Source organism: Fluviicola sp. (assembly GCF_039596355.1).
In the GTDB taxonomy this organism is placed as follows: Bacteria; Bacteroidota; Bacteroidia; order Flavobacteriales_D; family Crocinitomicaceae; genus Fluviicola.
Genome location: NZ_JBCNJW010000007.1, coordinates 133,548 through 150,099, shown reverse-complemented (window position 1 = coordinate 150,099; position 16,552 = coordinate 133,548). Strand labels below are relative to the sequence as shown.

General features: G+C 44.1%; 14 protein-coding genes. 8 read left to right on the top strand and 6 right to left on the bottom strand.

All coding sequences use genetic code 11. The annotated features are described in order from the left end of the window. Positions 1-108: 108 nt before the first annotated feature. Positions 109-519 (bottom strand): DUF983 domain-containing protein, encoded by a 411-nt coding sequence (locus ABDV94_RS13940; RefSeq protein WP_343747811.1) that lies wholly within the window; start codon positions 517-519, stop codon positions 109-111. A gap of 396 nt (positions 520-915) precedes the next feature. Here ABDV94_RS13940 and ABDV94_RS13935 point away from each other — a divergent pair, with 396 nt between their 5' ends. From ABDV94_RS13935 to ABDV94_RS13925, 3 genes are all read left to right on the top strand, one after another. Continuing rightward, on the top strand, positions 916-3,135 hold the full coding sequence (locus tag ABDV94_RS13935) for a C25 family cysteine peptidase (protein ID WP_343747810.1): 2,220 nt from the start codon (positions 916-918) through the stop codon (positions 3,133-3,135). A 92-nt stretch (positions 3,136-3,227) separates the two neighbouring features. After that, on the top strand, positions 3,228-4,451 hold the full coding sequence (locus ABDV94_RS13930) for an NAD(P)/FAD-dependent oxidoreductase (RefSeq protein ID WP_343747809.1): 1,224 nt from the start codon (positions 3,228-3,230) through the stop codon (positions 4,449-4,451). A gap of 4 nt (positions 4,452-4,455) precedes the next feature. Beyond that, complete coding sequence (locus ABDV94_RS13925; protein WP_343747808.1) at positions 4,456-4,842, top strand: hypothetical protein; 387 nt, start codon at positions 4,456-4,458, stop codon at positions 4,840-4,842. Here the strand turns inward: ABDV94_RS13925 and ABDV94_RS13920 are convergent, their stop codons facing one another. From ABDV94_RS13920 to dnaA, 3 genes are all read right to left on the bottom strand, one after another. Then, a complete protein-coding gene (locus tag ABDV94_RS13920) occupies positions 4,843-5,781 on the bottom strand; it encodes a M20/M25/M40 family metallo-hydrolase (RefSeq protein WP_343747807.1) in 939 nt (312 codons plus the stop codon). After that, positions 5,765-6,397 (bottom strand): YigZ family protein, encoded by a 633-nt coding sequence (locus tag ABDV94_RS13915; protein WP_343747806.1) that lies wholly within the window; start codon positions 6,395-6,397, stop codon positions 5,765-5,767. The genes ABDV94_RS13920 and ABDV94_RS13915 overlap by 17 nt, the downstream gene beginning before the upstream one ends. 213 nt (positions 6,398-6,610) lie before the next feature. Beyond that, a complete protein-coding gene (gene dnaA / locus ABDV94_RS13910; RefSeq protein WP_343747805.1) occupies positions 6,611-8,041 on the bottom strand; it encodes a chromosomal replication initiator protein DnaA in 1,431 nt (476 codons plus the stop codon). A 438-nt stretch (positions 8,042-8,479) separates the two neighbouring features. On the opposite strand from dnaA, the gene ABDV94_RS13905 reads away from it, so the two are divergent. From ABDV94_RS13905 to ABDV94_RS13895, 3 genes are read left to right on the top strand one after another with little or no spacing between them, the layout of a single operon-like run. After that, the gene (locus ABDV94_RS13905) at positions 8,480-8,896 is read left to right on the top strand and encodes a thioesterase family protein (protein ID WP_343747804.1); all 417 of its coding nucleotides are present in this window, start codon (positions 8,480-8,482) and stop codon (positions 8,894-8,896) included. Beyond that, positions 8,889-9,872 carry an arginase family protein gene (locus ABDV94_RS13900; protein ID WP_343747803.1) on the top strand — a complete coding sequence of 328 codons (984 nt, stop codon included), beginning with the start codon at positions 8,889-8,891 and terminating at the stop codon, positions 9,870-9,872. Before ABDV94_RS13905 ends, ABDV94_RS13900 begins: the two co-directional genes overlap by 8 nt. Positions 9,873-9,888: 16 nt before the next feature. Beyond that, positions 9,889-12,144, top strand: a complete 2,256-nt coding sequence (locus ABDV94_RS13895; RefSeq protein WP_343747802.1) for a hypothetical protein — start codon at positions 9,889-9,891, stop codon at positions 12,142-12,144. Positions 12,145-12,186: 42 nt separating this feature from the next. On the opposite strand, the gene ABDV94_RS13890 is transcribed toward ABDV94_RS13895, so the two are convergent. Further along, a complete protein-coding gene (locus ABDV94_RS13890) occupies positions 12,187-12,777 on the bottom strand; it encodes a hypothetical protein (RefSeq protein WP_343747801.1) in 591 nt (196 codons plus the stop codon). A gap of 350 nt (positions 12,778-13,127) precedes the next feature. Between ABDV94_RS13890 and corA the strand changes: the two genes are divergently transcribed. Beyond that, positions 13,128-14,138, top strand: a complete 1,011-nt coding sequence (gene corA / locus ABDV94_RS13885) for a magnesium/cobalt transporter CorA (RefSeq protein ID WP_343747800.1) — start codon at positions 13,128-13,130, stop codon at positions 14,136-14,138. Here corA and ABDV94_RS13880 read toward each other — a convergent pair. Further along, positions 14,135-14,455, bottom strand: coding sequence for a DUF6686 family protein (locus tag ABDV94_RS13880; protein ID WP_343747799.1), 321 nt, complete (start codon positions 14,453-14,455; stop codon positions 14,135-14,137). The genes corA and ABDV94_RS13880 overlap by 4 nt on opposite strands. Positions 14,456-14,625: 170 nt before the next feature. Between ABDV94_RS13880 and ABDV94_RS13875 the strand changes: the two genes are divergently transcribed. Then, on the top strand, positions 14,626-16,518 hold the full coding sequence (locus tag ABDV94_RS13875) for a DNA topoisomerase IV subunit B (protein ID WP_343747798.1): 1,893 nt from the start codon (positions 14,626-14,628) through the stop codon (positions 16,516-16,518). Positions 16,519-16,552 lie beyond the last annotated feature (34 nt).

Here is a 16,552-nt window from a genome sequence, read left to right as displayed (position 1 = left end):
TCAGTTTGCCGGCTGGGGGATTTTTTGTTTTTACTTTATTCAAAAGATCACAGAGTGACGTCGAAGGCAATCTTTTCATCTTACCTCATTCAGTCTTGACTCCAAAAGTTACTTCAAAACTTCGGCTTGTTCATGTTTACTGATGGCTTCCGGATCGTACGAGAAAAAGAGATTTGCCCAGATAATTTTGGAAAGAGCGTAGAAATAAGGACTAACCACGATAGACAAACCGGAAATGATTGCGATTTGAGTCCAGGTTCCCGTTCCCGGGAAAAAGAGGTTGAAACTCACCCAGCAGGTAACAAACAAAGCAACTCCAAGTGCGTACGAAACATACATCGCTCCGTAGTAAAAACCAACCTCTTTTTCGTATTTCAACCCGCATTTCGGACAGTGCTCGTGTGTTTTACCCAGGTTTTTCATGTCGTAGGGATGAGACAGGAAGAAATCGCCTTCCCGGCACTGCGGACATCTCATTTTGAAAATGCTGTTCAACCTGGATCCTTTACCGACTAACATTTTTCATTGGTTTTAGTGTTTTACAAAGGTAGGAACACCCGTCCAAAGAAAAGTTGATCTGGATCAGTTTTTATTTTTTTTTAGAAAATGCCTTTTTTGTGAAACCTTTCCCTGTTTCTTGCGTTAGAACAGATAACGGATCAATTATTAACATCTACAGGTTAATGAATGGAGAAGAGGCTGTCGGTCGAAAGATTGGCGGCCTTTTCTTTTGGAAGCAATTTTAAAGTGTTCTTTTTGTTTACAGAAATAGTTCAATAGTTCAATAATGAATCTGAACCGCTGAATCCGTTCAACTTTTTTGAACCTAATTGAACGTTTTACCGGATGTCATTTGTTAATTAATATTCCTTATTCAATCGGAATCAGTACATTGGGATGCTAAAAACTATGTAAATGAAAAAAACGCTCCTTTTTTGCTGTGTATTAGGTGCTGCTTTGACCTCGTATGGTCAGAAATTTCGCCTCGATTCACAAACCCCGGAATCACTTGAAATGACCTGTTCTTTTGATGAAATCTCCTATAAAATCAAAACAGTCGACGGTGAAACGCAAATCAATTTTGCTGAATCTTTTAAAATTGTGAGTCAGGAAAAGGGAGCTCCGGCACTTCCTGTTTTCCACGAAACGATTCAGCTTCCCGCAAAAGGAAATCCGCAAATCGAAGTGACTTTTGATGAGATGCAGATTTTAGATAATATACAGGTTGTGCCTTCCAAAGGAAGCCTGAAGCGCAATGTTGATCCTGCATCCATTGCATATACATACGGTGCGGCTTACCAGCAAAATGCTTATTATCCGGCATCAGTTGCGACAATCAAACAACCGTTTATCTGGAGATCGATGCGCGGAGTAGTCGTGGAAGTTTCTCCTTTCCAGTACAACCCGGTAACGAAGAAACTGGTAGTTTATAAAAATATCCACATTCGCGTCACATATAACGAACAAACAGCAGGATTAAACGAACTCAGCGGACAAAAAGACCCGGTGATGCAATCCGTGCAGCAAAAAATGGTACTCAATCCGGTTGTTCAAAAATATACCCAGATGGACGAAAGCGGAAGCATGCTGGTCATTTCAGCGCCGAACCTGATGGACGAAGTGACGCCGCTGGTAAACTGGAAAAATCAAAAAGGAATTCGTACCGAACTGGTGTCAACGGCAGCAACCGGAACAACAGATGCAACGATCCTGGCTTATATTCAAAATTACTATTCATCCCATCCGGAACTGACATATGTGTTGTTGGTCGGAGATCATGCAGATGTGCCTGCGCATACGTATGGAATGTCGGCTGGGGAAAACCTCTATTCGGATTCGTATTACGGACAGCTTTCCGGCTCTGATTTTTACCCGGAAGTATTCGTAGGACGTTTTTCCGGATCGGAAACCAATATTACAACGATGGTGAACCGCACGCTGGAGTATGAGAAAAACCCGATGGCAGGAGATTGGATGGAACATGCAATCGGACTGGGATCGAATGAAGGAAACGGGTACGGAGACGACGGGGAAGCTGATTGGCAGCACCTGCGCAACATCCGGACGGTGTTGATGAACTATGGCTACACAGGTGTTTCCGAGTTTTACGACGGATCGCACGGTGGAGAAGATGCAAGCGGAGATCCGAATTCAACTATTATTCTTCCTGCAATCAATTCCGGAGTTGGGTTGTTCAACTACACCGGACACGGAGACGTAAACCTGTGTGTGAGCGGAAACTTCCAAAGCACACACATCAACCAGGCGACTAATAACGGGAAATACCCGTTTGTGATCTCGGTAGCTTGTAATAACGGAACGTTTATGACCGGAACCTGTATTTCGGAAGCATGGCTCAGAGCAACAAAAAACAGTACGCCTTCCGGGGCAATCGGTGCGGCAGGTTCATCCATTTTGATGGCGTGGGCAGAACCGATGCAGACACAAGACGAAATGGCTGCAATTATTGGTCAGACTTACCCGGAAAACCACAAAACAACCCTGGGAGGTTTGTTCTATAACTCGCAGTTATCCATGCTGGAAGAATATCCTTCCGGAAGTGGGGAAGAAGTGATGCAAACCTGGGTGTTGTTCGGAGATCCTTCCGCTCAGTTCAGAAATAAACAAACACTGCCGTTGACGGTGACTCATCCCGGAAATGTGCCTTTAAGTACGACCTCGGTGACTGTTTCCTGTAGTGTTGACGGAGCCCTCGTAGCGATTTCACAAAACAACATCCTGCTTGGATCGGCAATTTCTTCCGGCGGACAGGCTGTGATTACTATTCCAAGCCTTACATCAAACGATTATTTACTCGTTACAGGGACAAAACAAAACTATGCAACGTACCAGAACTCCGTGCAGGTTGCAGACGGGCCCCTGGGCTTGAACGAACAGGAATTGGCATTTGACTTGTACCCGAATCCGGCAAACGGAGAACTTGTTTTGAACGTCATGAACGGAAATGCACAAACTGTGCGTTTGATCAGTCTGGATGGAAAAACAGTCCTGGAACAAGCAATGGGCGGAAACCACATCACGTTGAATACTTCGTCTTTGCGTGCAGGATCGTATCTGCTTGAAATGAATTCGGAGAATCAAAGCATCCGTAAACAGATTCAAATTATCCATTAAAATAAGGGAGTGTACGCAATCTTGCGAACATACAAACGAAATCAAAAGGGCCTGTCAGTTGACAGGTCTTTTTTTGTCTGTACTTTTGACCTATGAAAAAAGTGGATGTGTTGGTAATCGGTGCGGGAGCTGCGGGATGTTTTTCCGCTATTCGTGCATCTGAGTCATTCAAAGAAGCAAAGATTACCATCCTGGAAAGAAGCTCCAAAGCTTTGGCTAAAGTGAAGATTTCCGGCGGTGGAAGATGCAACGTGACCAATGTGATCTCCGAACCTGCTGAATTGTCGAAACACTATCCGCGTGGAGAGCGCTTTCTGAAAAAAGCCTTTTACCAGTTTTCGAGTAACGACATGAAAGCCTGGCTGGAACAACGCAATATTCCGCTAAAATTGTACCCGGATGGCTGTTATTTCCCTGTGAGCAACGATTCCCAAACCATCATCGATTGTTTTTTGAATGAAATCCGGAAAAACGGGATTGAGTTATTGTTGAACCAACGGGTAGAATCTGTCCGGAAACTCGATTCGGGAATGTTTGAAGTGACCACTCCGGAAATGGTCTTTCAGGCTGCTAAAGTGATTCTAACGACCGGTGGACAGCCTAAAATATCGGGGTTTGAATTACTCAAAAGCTTTGATCTGAAAATTGTTGCACCGGTTCCGTCCCTGTTTACCTTCAACATGCCGGATGAATCCGTTAAGGAATTGATGGGAATTGTGCAGGAAAATGCCTCGGTAAAGATCGTGGGGCAGAAATGGTCTTCCAATGGCCCCTTACTCATTACGCATTGGGGAATGAGCGGTCCGGCAGTTTTGAAATGTTCTGCATTTGGAGCCAGAATCCTGGAAGAGAAACAATACCGTTCAAAAATTGCAGTGAACTGGACGGGGGAGGAAAGCCAGGAAACGGTTCGCGAAACAATCCGCGATTTTGTCCAATCGAATAAACTGGTGGCAAATTCACCCCTTTACGAAATCAAAACCCGCCTTTGGAACTACCTGACGGAAAAAGCAGGAATTCCGGCGCAGTTCAAATGTTCCGAACTGACGGCAAAACACCAAAACAAATTGCTCGAAGTGTTGATGAATGATTTGTATTCCATGGAAGGAAAAACTACTTTCAAAGAAGAATTCGTGACTGCAGGTGGTATTGATCTGAACGAAATCCACGTACAGACCATGGAATCGAAGAAATATCCGGGCCTGTTTTTTGCAGGAGAAGTCATGGATATCGATGGTGTGACGGGAGGATTTAACTTCCAGGCAGCCTGGACTACTGCGGCAATTGCCGGGAAACATGTGTTACAAAACAACTAGAAAAATGATTCGAATCGGTTTATTTCTTGTCCTTGGATTGGCGGTTTCATGTAAATCGCCAAAGAACAGTACACATACTGTGGAGACTACGAAGCCTGAACCCAAACACCGGGAAGAAATCACGGTAGTGGATGAAAAAGCTCCGCCGGCAAACGATACGGTTACCAAAAACTATCATTTGGCTGTGGTTCGGAAGCTGGATTGCGGATACATTGTCGATATTACCGTTCAGGAAGGAATGAGCCTTTACTTCAATCCCACAAACCTCGATTCGAAATTTGAAGTAGACGGCCTCCGGCTAAAAATCAAGTACAGAAGGGGAGCAGAAACAACCTGGGGGTGTACCAGATACGGACAAGTAGAACTGGTTGAAGTCTTTGCTGTGCGCTGATTACAATTGCTCCAGTAACACGCGGTACAAGTCAATCATCGATTGGATGTCTTTCTTGTAAACCTTTTCCTTCGGTGTATGCACGTTGTCTTCCGGAGCTCCGATAAAACACCAGTCGATCGGAAGATCTGATTTTTGTAAAACAGAACCATCGCTTCCACCTGCAGATTCTACTTCGAGCTGGTATTTCACATTCGATTCTTTAGCGATCGTTAGAATCTTATTCAGGTATTTTCGTCTCGGGAGCATGCTGTCTCTCATCGAAACCGCAACTCCTCCTTTGTGTACGACTCCGTGAGTTACCCAGGTAATGTCACAAATCAGCGCCTGGAATACATCGTAATTATTCATCAGGTATTTGGCACAGGCCCCGACAGAATTTCCGCCGTGTTCTTCATACGTAGAAAACACAATGGCCCCGTTTTCCATCGTTTCAGCCAATTGCAAGGCAATGTACACTCCCAAACGATTGTCGAGATACGGAGATTGAACGTATTCTTTTGTTTCCTTGAAATTCGGTTTGAAAGAAAGCAGTGTTCCGCGGTCAACGATTCGGTTACTCAGTAATTGAATGCGCTGTTGCCCGGATTCATTTTCAAAAATCATCAATTCGCCTTCCACTTCTCCCTGGGAATCGTTTCCAACCAGGATCGTTCCGTCGATATTCTTCGGTCCTCCGACACGGATTAATTCGTTTTCATATCCCACAGAATACCCAATGGTGTCCATATGCGCATAGACAGCCGTTCTCGGTTCTCCGAAAACAAGAATCATGGCGTCCTGGAAGCCGGTTCCGTCAATAATGTGCGGTTTGCTTTTCCAGTTCGATCCGTTTTTCAATACGTATTCCTTGATGAAAAATTTGATCCGTGATTCATCGCTGGCCACGCCCCGGATGCTGATTAATTGCTGTAGTAATTCGCTATTGGATAATTCCATGATTTTCAATAATAATGTGTTTTTCTTCCGGCAGAAGTACGTTCAATTCTGCAATCTGATCCAGTATTCCGAGTCCTGAAACCGGAACCTGAACCGCTAATTTACAGGAAAGCTGGAAATCCTGCTCTACGATTTTTGCCGGACTATTTTTCAAAAGGCTCATCACTTGCTGCATTTCATCGTAGCTGTAGCTCAAATTGATGAGTACTTCGTCTTCCTGTTCAATGATTTCAGCGCTTTCCAGTGCTTCTTTGGATGCTGTCCGGTAAGCATTGATTAATCCACCGACTCCCAGGTTGACGCCGCCGTAATACCTCACCACCGCGATTAGGATATTGGTCAGATCAAACGATTGGATTTGTCCCAGGATCGGAGCTCCTGCCGAGTTGGAAGGTTCTCCGTCGTCGCTTGCGCGGTAACGTTTCTTATCGCTTCCCAAACGAAAAGCAGAGCAGACGTGTACGGCCTGGTAGTGCTCTTTCCGCAATCGCTGAATATGCTCCTTGATTTCTTCTTCGGTTTTGCAGGGAATGGCAAAGGCCAGGAACTTGGATCCTTTTTCTTTGTAGAAGCCTTCGCTGATTGCTGTTATGGTTTTAAACTTACTTTCCTGCATGAGCCTCAAAAATACAAAGAATGTAAATGAAGTGTCCGGATAATGAAACAGGAATTACCTGTTTCTGGCTATTTTATTGGTTTTTAGCGTGTTTTTGTATTTGATTGGGGTTTCGGGAATTCCCAAAAACCCAATTTCCCAATATTGGGACAGACCTCAAAAACAACCGATTATCCAAAACAAAAATGGCTTCCAAAACGGAAGCCATTTTTATTATTGAATCGTTAATTTCTTTTCCAGGTCTTCCAGGTATACCCGGAACTGCTTGTCCGTTTCTGAAAGATTGAGAACCGTTCTGCAGGCGTGAAGAACCGTTGCGTGGTCTTTTCCTCCGCAGTGTGCCCCGATGCTCGCCAGAGAAGATTTGGTCATCTTCTTGGAGAAATACATCGAAATCTGGCGTGCCTGAACCACCTCGCGCTTACGCGTTTTGGATTTCAGCATTTCAATGGGCAAGTCGAAGTAATCACAAACCACTTTTTGGATGTAGTCGATAGATACTTCGCGGGCAGTGTTCTTCACAAACTTGTCGATCATCTGCTTCGCCAGATCCAGCGTGATTGCTTTTTTGTTCAGGGAAGCCTGAGCAAGGAGGGAAGTCATAGCGCCTTCCATCTCACGGATGTTTGTGTTGATGCTGTATGCAAGGTATTCTACTACTTCACGTGGTAACTCGATACCGCTTCCGTACATCTTCTTTTCCATGATGGCGATACGCGTTTCCAGATCCGGAGTTGAAAGGTCAGCAGATAATCCCCATTTGAAACGGGACAGCAAACGCTGCTCCATTCCCTGCATTTCAACCGGCGGTTTGTCGGAAGTCAGGATAATCTGTTTTCCGTTTTGGTGCAAATGGTTGAAGATATGGAAGAATACATCCTGTGTTTTTTCCTTTCCGGAGAAAAACTGTACGTCATCAATGATCAGTACGTCGATCATCTGGTAGAAGTGGATAAAATCGTTCGTTGTCTGGTTGCGAACCGCATCGATAAACTGGTGCGCGAATTTTTCAGAGCTTACGTAAAGAACCGTTTTGTTCGGGAATTGGTTTTTCACACCGATTCCGATGGAATGAGCCAAATGCGTTTTTCCTAATCCGACGCCACCGTAGATCAAAAGCGGGTTGAAGGCAGTACCTCCTGGTTTATTCGCCACTGCGTATCCTGCAGAACGTGCCAAACGGTTGCAGTCTCCCTCAACGAAGTTTTCAAAAGAGTATGCAGGATTCAGGTTTGAATCCACATTGACCTTTTTTAACCCCGGGATAATGAACGGGTTTTTAATCGGGTTGTCGCTGATATTCAAAGGCATGTTCACGGGGGCATTTTTCACAGCTTTCTTGTTTGAAGCCGGAAGCTTTACCGTATAAGGATTTGAATTGCTGGCAGAATTTTCCATCACAATGCTGTACTCCAAGTGCCCTTCCTGACCCAGCTCTTTTTTGATCACTTTCTTCAATAAAGTGATGTAATGCTCTTCCAACCATTCGTAAAAAAAGTGAGACGGAACTTGTATTGTCAGAACGTTGTTTTCTAGCTTTACAGGAACAATCGGCTCAAACCAGGTTTTGTAGGCCTGGATTGGCAAATTGTCCTTAATAACTTTCAGACAAGAATTCCAAATAGCTTCATGGTTGGCACTCATTTAGCAGGGTATTTAAAAGTTTATAATAAATTGTTAATAAAAAAATAATCAGCGTAATAGATTCATAGCTCAAGTGTTAAGCCGTTGAATTATTTGAGTGAGCAAATATTTACATAAAAAAGTGAAAAAAAAAGTTGTTTAGGGGTTGATTATTTGAAAAGTTTTGCATTGTATTGAAGTAATCCTTTAATATCATCTTTCAATTTTCTTAAAACCAGCTGATAGTTCGATGAATAAGTGAATTTCATAGCTAAATGTTAAAAATTGGTATTCCAACAAAATAAAATTCCCTTAATCAAAGGTACAAAATCCGGGCCGATTTTACATTCATTTAATGTTTTCAAAATATACGAAAAAAGCGTGGATTTTTTTCTACTGAACTATTTAAAAAAAGTTACGACATTTAGCAAAATTTATTTTCAAGAACGAAGAAATACCATGAAGACATCCTTTGAATTTCCTGCAAAAGTGCGTGTGAGATATGGCGAAACGGATCAAATGGGCTATTGTTATTATGGAAATTATGCAGCCTATTTTGAAGTGGGAAGAGTAGAGGCGATGCGCTCGCTTGGAATGAGTTACCGGGAACTGGAAGAAAGCGGCGTGATGCTGCCGGTGAGCCATTTCGAGGTCGATTACTTCAAGCCGGCTTTGTATGACGACGAACTAACGGTGGTAACGGCGATTACTGAATTAAAAGGTCCGCGTTTATTCTTCGAATATACGTTGTACAACGAAAAACAGGAGTGCATCAGTAAAGCGAAGACAACTTTGGTCTTTGTGTCGAAAGAAACAATGCGGCCGATAGCTCCTCCCAACGCATTCGTAGAACTAATGGAAAAGCATCATGCTTGAGTCAACTTATTTCAGATTGCAGCTTCCGGAAGAAACGCATGTGAAGCAGTGGATCACGGAGCGGGACGGTGAAATCCGGATCGGGCAGAATGTGTTGTTTCGCGGAAAGTCGGATCAATGGAAGGAAAAGCGTTTTCATGTGCTGGGGATCAAAGAAGATGTTGGTCCGCGCTTGAACGGAGGTCGCGGAGGTTCTGATCGTGCGTTCGCAACATTCATTCCCCGTTTCCTGGCTGTTCAATCCAACCAGTTTCTGACCGGAAATACGATTTGCGTTCATGGATTTATTGAACCGCTAGAAGCCATCGGGGATTTGTCCAATAAACATGTCGACGACCTGGATTTCCTGGTTTCGGCCTGGGTGAAGGAAGTGGCAGATGCGGGTGGAATTCCGGTTGTGATTGGCGGTGGACATAATAATGCGTATCCGCTTATCAAAGGTGTTTCGGAATCGATCAGTCGCCCGGTTTCGGTGGTAAACCTGGATCCGCATGCTGATACGCGTGCGATGGAAGGGCGTCATTCCGGGAATCCCTTTTCCTATGCGTTTGAATACGGTTTCCTGAGTCACTATTCCGTGATCGGCCTGCATGAATCATACAACAACCAGTTTATCCTGGATCATTTGAAGGAGATGAAGGCTTTTTTTACGTTTTATGAATCGTGGCTCGAAAAACCGTTCAAATTCCAGGCGGACATCGACAAGGTGTATGATTCGCATTTTCAAAATCCGATGGGAATTGAGCTGGATATGGATTCCATTGCATGGATGCCTTCAAGTGCTTATACGCCGTCGGGAATTACGGTAGACCAGGCGCGGATTTACATCCGGAAAATGGCTTCCCTGGAAAAAGTGTGCTACCTGCATCTGCCGGAAGCAGCGCCGCGAACCGAAACAGAGGAAATCATCGTTGGAAAAACATTGACCTACCTGGTGACGGATTTTGTCAAAGAGTATCAAAAACATCATATATAATTCGTATCTTCAATTTGTGGCTGCATTTCGGGACATAACCTATAAGGCATTCCGGTTTATCCGGGTGTTCTTTCCTTTCGTTTTGCTGGTTCATCATTTGAAGCACAACCTGCTGGGGCTTTTTTACTGGGTGCTTTTCTTCTTGCTGATTTCGGATAAAATTGGTGTGGGATTTGGGTTATCCTACTTGTTTTTGTCGCCGGAATACGAAGGAAATACCAGTTTCTTTTCATTTTTGCTGATTGGTTTCTCTTTCGGTGGGCTCACGATGGCTTTTCATTCGTATTCCTACATGCGTTTGGCATCGCGTTTCCCCTTCCTGGCAATGGTGAACAAGCCTTTTGTCCGGTTTTGTATTAACAACAGCATTATCCCGGTTATTTTCATTGTGTACTTCCTGATCCGGATCATTCGTTTCCAGCGGATGGAAGAATTTGAATCCTGGACGAATGTATTTTTCTTCGGTTCCGGAATTTTGATTGGTTTTTTTCTGTTTGTAGGAATTTCCCTGCTGTATTTCTTTCCGATCAATAAGAACTTGTTTGAGTTGAACCGCTTCCGGGAAGACGCGACTACACGGGGAGACCGCTGGCTGCGTTTTGGGAAAGGATATCGCATCAAGGTGAAAAGTGCAAACCGTCAGCGCTTGTATTTCTATGTGGGAAGAGGGCTTCGTGTGCAGCAGTGCCGGTCTACGAAGCATTATGCACAGTCGCTCTTACAGTCTGTGTTTGATCAAAACCGCATTTCGACCACTGTTTTTGAAATTGCAACAATCCTGACGTTTATCCTGATTGGTTTGTTTGGAGGGAAGGCTTTCCTGGATGTGCCTGCCGGGATGAGTGTGGTGTTGTTGATGACGATTGTCCTGATGCTGCTCAGTGCGCTTATGACCTGGCTGCGGGTGTGGGCTTACCCGGTAATTATCCTGGTTTTCCTGGTGATGAACTTTTTCTCCAAGGGCGGTGAAATCTTCCAGTTCCAGACACAGGCATACGGATTGAGTTATTTCAAAAAAGACCTGTATTCGGATTCGGTGATCTATACTTTGAGTAAAGACTCGGAATTGCGAAACGATGATTACAAAAAATACCTGGCTTACCTGGAAAATTGGAAAAAACAGACCGGGGAAGAGAAGCCTTTGCTGGTGGTGGTGAATACTTCCGGTGGAGGTTCCAGGAGTGCTTCCTGGGTGTATCAGGTGCTTCGGGTGTGTGATTCGTTGACCAACTTTAAGTCTTCCCGGCACATTGCAATGATTACCGGTGCTTCCGGTGGAACGGTCGGTGCGTCCTATTACCGTTCGTTGCTGTTAGAGAATCACCAAACCGGGAAAGTGAATTTCAACGACCCGAAATACTTTGAAGAAATCGCGCAGGATTTATTGAACAAACTGTCGTTCGCGGCATCGACCAACGATTTGTTTTTTCGCTATCAGTCGAGCTTTGAGAATTCGGTTTACAGCTACGATCGGGCGATGGCTTTTGAAGCTGATTTGAATGAAAATACCGGACAGCGATTGAATAAACCGCTTTCGTATTTCGGGAACTATGAGCAGAAAGGAGTAATCCCGAACGTGATCCTGACCCCGTCGGTTGTGAATGACGGTCGCAGAATTATGATTTCTTCCCTGGGGTTAAGTTTTTTGATGGATTCTGCTGCTCCTGCGCCTGAAACGAACAGGATTCAGGAAAATGTAGATCTCCGTGCGTTGTTGAAAAGCCAGGATGCGATGAGTTTGCGGCTTTCTTCAGCATTGCGGATGAATGCGACATTTCCGTATGTGCTCCCAATGACGAGTTTACCCACGTCGCCGGAAATTGAATTGATGGATGCCGGAGCGCGGGATAATTTCGGTACGAAAATCACGGTGCGCTGGCTCATGAAACTGGAATCCTGGATTGCAAAAAATACGAGCGGTGTAGTGATTTTGCAAATCCGCGATAACAAACGGATTATGTACCAGGAACAAACGCCTTCATTCGGTTTGTTTGATAAGTTCACGGCTCCGCTGACGAATGTATTTACCAACTTTCCGCGAATCCAGGATTACGACCAGGGGGCTTTGCTGGATATGACAGTGGGGAAATACAATGTTCCGGTTCAAATCGTCAATCTTAACCTGCGTGAACTACAAAAAGACCGCATCAGTTTGTCGTGGCACTTAACCAAGCATGAAAAATTAAAAGTACTGGCGGCGATCAGTCGTTCTTCGAATGTGAAAGAATTCGGAAGATACCAGCAACTTTTGAAAGTTAAAATGGGGAATTGAAAAGAGTGAGCTGTTTTTGACTTGTCACTTCTCACTTATAAATCAGTCGTGGTCCCATTTTCGTTTGCGGGAACCTGCTGTCTGTTTGACAATCCAATGATTTTCTGTAGCTTTTTTGAGAAGGAATTTCCGCAGTTTTCGTGGGTAAAAGAATTTCCAGGTCATCTTGCTTTTGGAATGTTTTTCGGTCACATCTGCCAGGGAAAGTAGGTGGTAGCATGCAGCGGCGCAACGCATTCCGAAGAAAGCATAGGGGTAAGGGCCTTTTTGAATGAAGGGGGCTGAAGATTGAAGAAGCTCCAGTTTTTGCTTGTGATCTACCGGGATGAAAATCTGCATGGTTTTCAAAGTGTCGCAATAGAATGTATGGTAAAATTGTTTTTCGGACGAAATAACGTAGCGCCCAATGTCTGAATTGGCATTGGTGGCATTTACTCTTCTCCCCGGCAGAAAATGAAGTACGCTGTCTTGTCCGATCCGCAAGCCGATGTGTCCTCCGAGCTTCCCGCCGAACCAGTGGGATTCTTCTTTTGAGAGTGGTTTGGAGCCGTAGATGACTTCAACAACGAGTGTGTCTTTTTGACTGAAAGCGGGAATGGGTAAGAGTAAAAGGCTTAGGAAGATGAGTTTCATGAAGGTCTTTTTGGATAATAATACAATTCTTGTTGGAATGAGTTCAAACTAGTTTTTGAAGAGGTGGGGTGCTTGATTGAGCTGTGGGAATTTTGGATTGAGTGAAATGAGGTTTGTCTCCTGATTTTTTGAAAAGAGGTTTTCTTCATGGCGAGACGCAAATTCGCGATTTCGCAATATTACGAATCCGGTTCAAGTGTTGGATTATGAATTATGGGTCAATTTACTGGTTGTAAACTATTTACACGGAAATCGATCAATCGCTTGAAAAACGGGAAGTGCTTAAACGTGTAACATCTATTAACTCCTGCAGTAATACTTCATAATCTGAAAAATGCTATTTTCGTTGTATGTCGGAATTAGCACAGCTTTACAAGTATAATCCGGATACTTTTTCCCTGGAAAAGAACACGGAGGCATATTTTGCGGAAACATTCAATCCCTTCGAGGATATGAGTTCAACGTATTGGTTGAATTTTCATTCCATGAAAGATCGTGAAGCCATTCACCAGCTTTGTGATAAGTTGTGTGTTGACAGGTTGTTGCAGGAAGATTTGTTTGCGCAAAGCAAGCGTGCTCGACTGGAAGAGTATTCTGAATATGTGTTCTTTAGCATTGTGTCGGCTTTGCCGAAAGAAGGCCTGAATACCTATGATTTGAAAAAAGAACGGATCAGTTTTGTGATCGGGGACAATTACCTCATTTCGTTCCAGGAAAAAGCCTCGGATCATTTTCCGAATGTGCGCGAACGGATTGAGTTGAAAAGAGGGAAAATTCGCTACAAAGGTCCTGATTTTTTGTTGTTCCGCATGCTGGAAGCGATTATCGACAATTATTCGGAAGTGGTAGAGGAGATCGGGGGAAATATTGAGCGTCTGGATAAATTGGTACTCCGGAATCCGAAAAGTGAAGTGCTCCGACAGGTGGAATGGGAGAAGCGAAAACTGCTGGATCTGAGAAAAATCGTTTTTCCGATGAAGGATCTGATGGGGCAGTTAGACCGGGTGGAAAATGAATTAATCATTGAAGACAATATTCATTATTTCCGTGAGCTGAAAGATATTTGCTACGGATTGATCGAAGAAATTGAAGCGAAAAAACAGATGCTGGATGGAGTTGCGAATCTGTATTATGCCATCCAGGGACAGCGCATGAATGAAATCATGAAGGTTTTAACCGTTACCAGTGCAATTTTTATTCCATTGACCTTTGTGGTGGGAGTTTACGGAATGAACTTCGAACACATGCCGGAGTTGTCCTGGGATTATGGCTATTATGTCATTTGGGGAATCATGATTTTCATTTCAGCCGTCCTGATTTTTATTTTTTGGAAAAGAGGCTGGCTGAAGCGGAATAATTAATCGTGATCAATCAGTTCGTTTGCGTATAGCATAAAGCGCGACTCCTCCAATAGTTGGTATAATTTGATCCATTCCCGGTGGGAGAAGGCTAAAATCATTTTGGTGTTGTCGGTGTGCATGTAGATTTTTTCATTGTTTTCCTTTTTCTCCTCATAGTGCATCAGGTGGATGTTGTGAACCTGGTCTGAAAAACGGATAAATTCATCGTAGGAAAGAATGAGCACCACGCTTCCGAAGCCGAGGTGGAACTGTTCGCAGTTTTTGCATTGAATGAGGCATCCGAAGGAATTATTGCTGATTGTTTTGTAATGACACATATTGTTTGTTTTGAGGTAAAAGTATTATTTAGAACAATTCTAAACAATACCGGAAAAAAGGTATAATCCGAATAACTTAATTAACCTTAAAACGTTCATAACTCCTGAAAAACAGCGTTGGATAAAGGAGAATCCTTGCTAAATTTGTTCATTGCACAGAATCCGTTATTATGGCTGAAAATCAATATACTGAAGACAACATCCGATCACTCGACTGGAAAGAGCATATTCGCCTCCGTCCTGGTATGTATATCGGGAAATTGGGAGATGGATCTGCAGCTGATGATGGGATTTACATCCTGGTGAAGGAAATTGTCGATAATTCCATCGATGAATTTGTGATGGGGAACGGGAAACGGATCGAAATCAAAGTGAAAGAAGGGAAAGTTTCCGTCCGGGATTACGGGCGTGGAATTCCGCTCGGGAAAGTGATCGACTGTGTTTCTCAGATCAATACAGGAGGAAAATACGATTCCAAAGCCTTCAAGAAATCAGTAGGGTTGAATGGAGTCGGAACCAAAGCAGTGAATGCACTTTCGGATTATTTCATGGTGTATTCTGTTCGCGACGGACAGAAAAAAGAAGCTGTTTTTTCGCGGGGTGAAATCGTTGAGGATAAACCGTTGGAACCAACAACTGAACCAAACGGAACGTACTTTGAGTTTACCCCGGATGATACCATCTTCAAGAAATTCGGTTTCCGGATGCCTTACCTGGTGAAAATGATGTGGAATTACTGCTACCTGAACCGCGGGTTGGTGATTCACTTCAACGGGGAACGCTTCCAGTCGAAAGACGGATTGAAAGACTTGCTCGAAGACAACATGGACGGTGATCCGCTGTACCCGATTATCCACTTGGAAGGCGAAGATATCGAAGTGGCATTTACGCACGGGAAAACATACGGAGAAGATTATTATTCATTTGTGAACGGGCAGCATACTACCCAGGGAGGAACGCATCAGAGTGCTTTCCGGGAAGCAGTAGCGAAAGTAATCCGCGATTTTTACAAAAAAGACTACGATGCTTCGGATATCCGTCAGTCGATTGTGGCAGCCGTTTCCGTGAAGGTCATCGAGCCGGTGTTTGAATCGCAGACCAAAACCAAACTCGGATCGTTGGAAATTGAGCCGGGAGGAAAATCCATGCGTGCTTTCGTAAACGATTTCCTGAAAGACAAATTGGATAATTACCTGCACCGTCACCCGGAAATTGCCGATACGCTGGAGAAAAAGATCAAGCAGTCGGAGCGTGAACGCAAGGAACTTTCCGGAATTCGCAAACTGGCGCGTGATCGTGCTAAAAAAGCAAGTTTACATAACAAAAAACTGCGCGACTGCCGGGTTCACCTGACAGATCAGAAAGACGATAAACGCGAAATGACGACACTGTTCATTACCGAGGGAGACTCGGCGAGCGGATCGATCACAAAATCACGCGATGTAAATACACAAGCTGTTTTCTCGCTGCGTGGTAAGCCGTTGAATTGCTACGGTCTGACGAAAAAAGTCGTGTACGAAAACGAAGAATTCAACCTGATTCAGGCTGCGCTCGATATCGAAGAGGATATGGACAACCTGCGTTACAACAACATTGTGATCGCAACCGATGCCGATGTCGACGGAATGCACATCCGGATGCTTTTGCTGACCTTCTTCCTGCAGTTCTTCCCCGATCTGGTGAAACGCAATCACGTGTATGTGTTGCAGACGCCTTTGTTCCGTGTGCGCAACAAGAAGAAAACAATTTATTGTTACTCCGAAGAAGAACGCCGTAACGCAATTGCGGAATTGGGTAAAAATCCGGAAATCACCCGGTTTAAGGGATTGGGAGAAATCTCTCCGGATGAGTTCAAATACTTTATCGGTGACGATATCCGCCTGGAACCGGTATTGCTCACGAAAGATGCTTCGATTGATTCCATTTTGTCTTATTTCATGGGGAAAAACACCCCGGAACGCCAGGATTTCATCATCGAAAACCTGCGTGTGGAAAAAGATGCGGAAGGCGATTTGAAAGATTCCGGAGAAGAAGACGAAGAACTGATCGAAAAGGCATCCTGATAAATCCGGAACTGGAACTGAATGGAGTTGATAA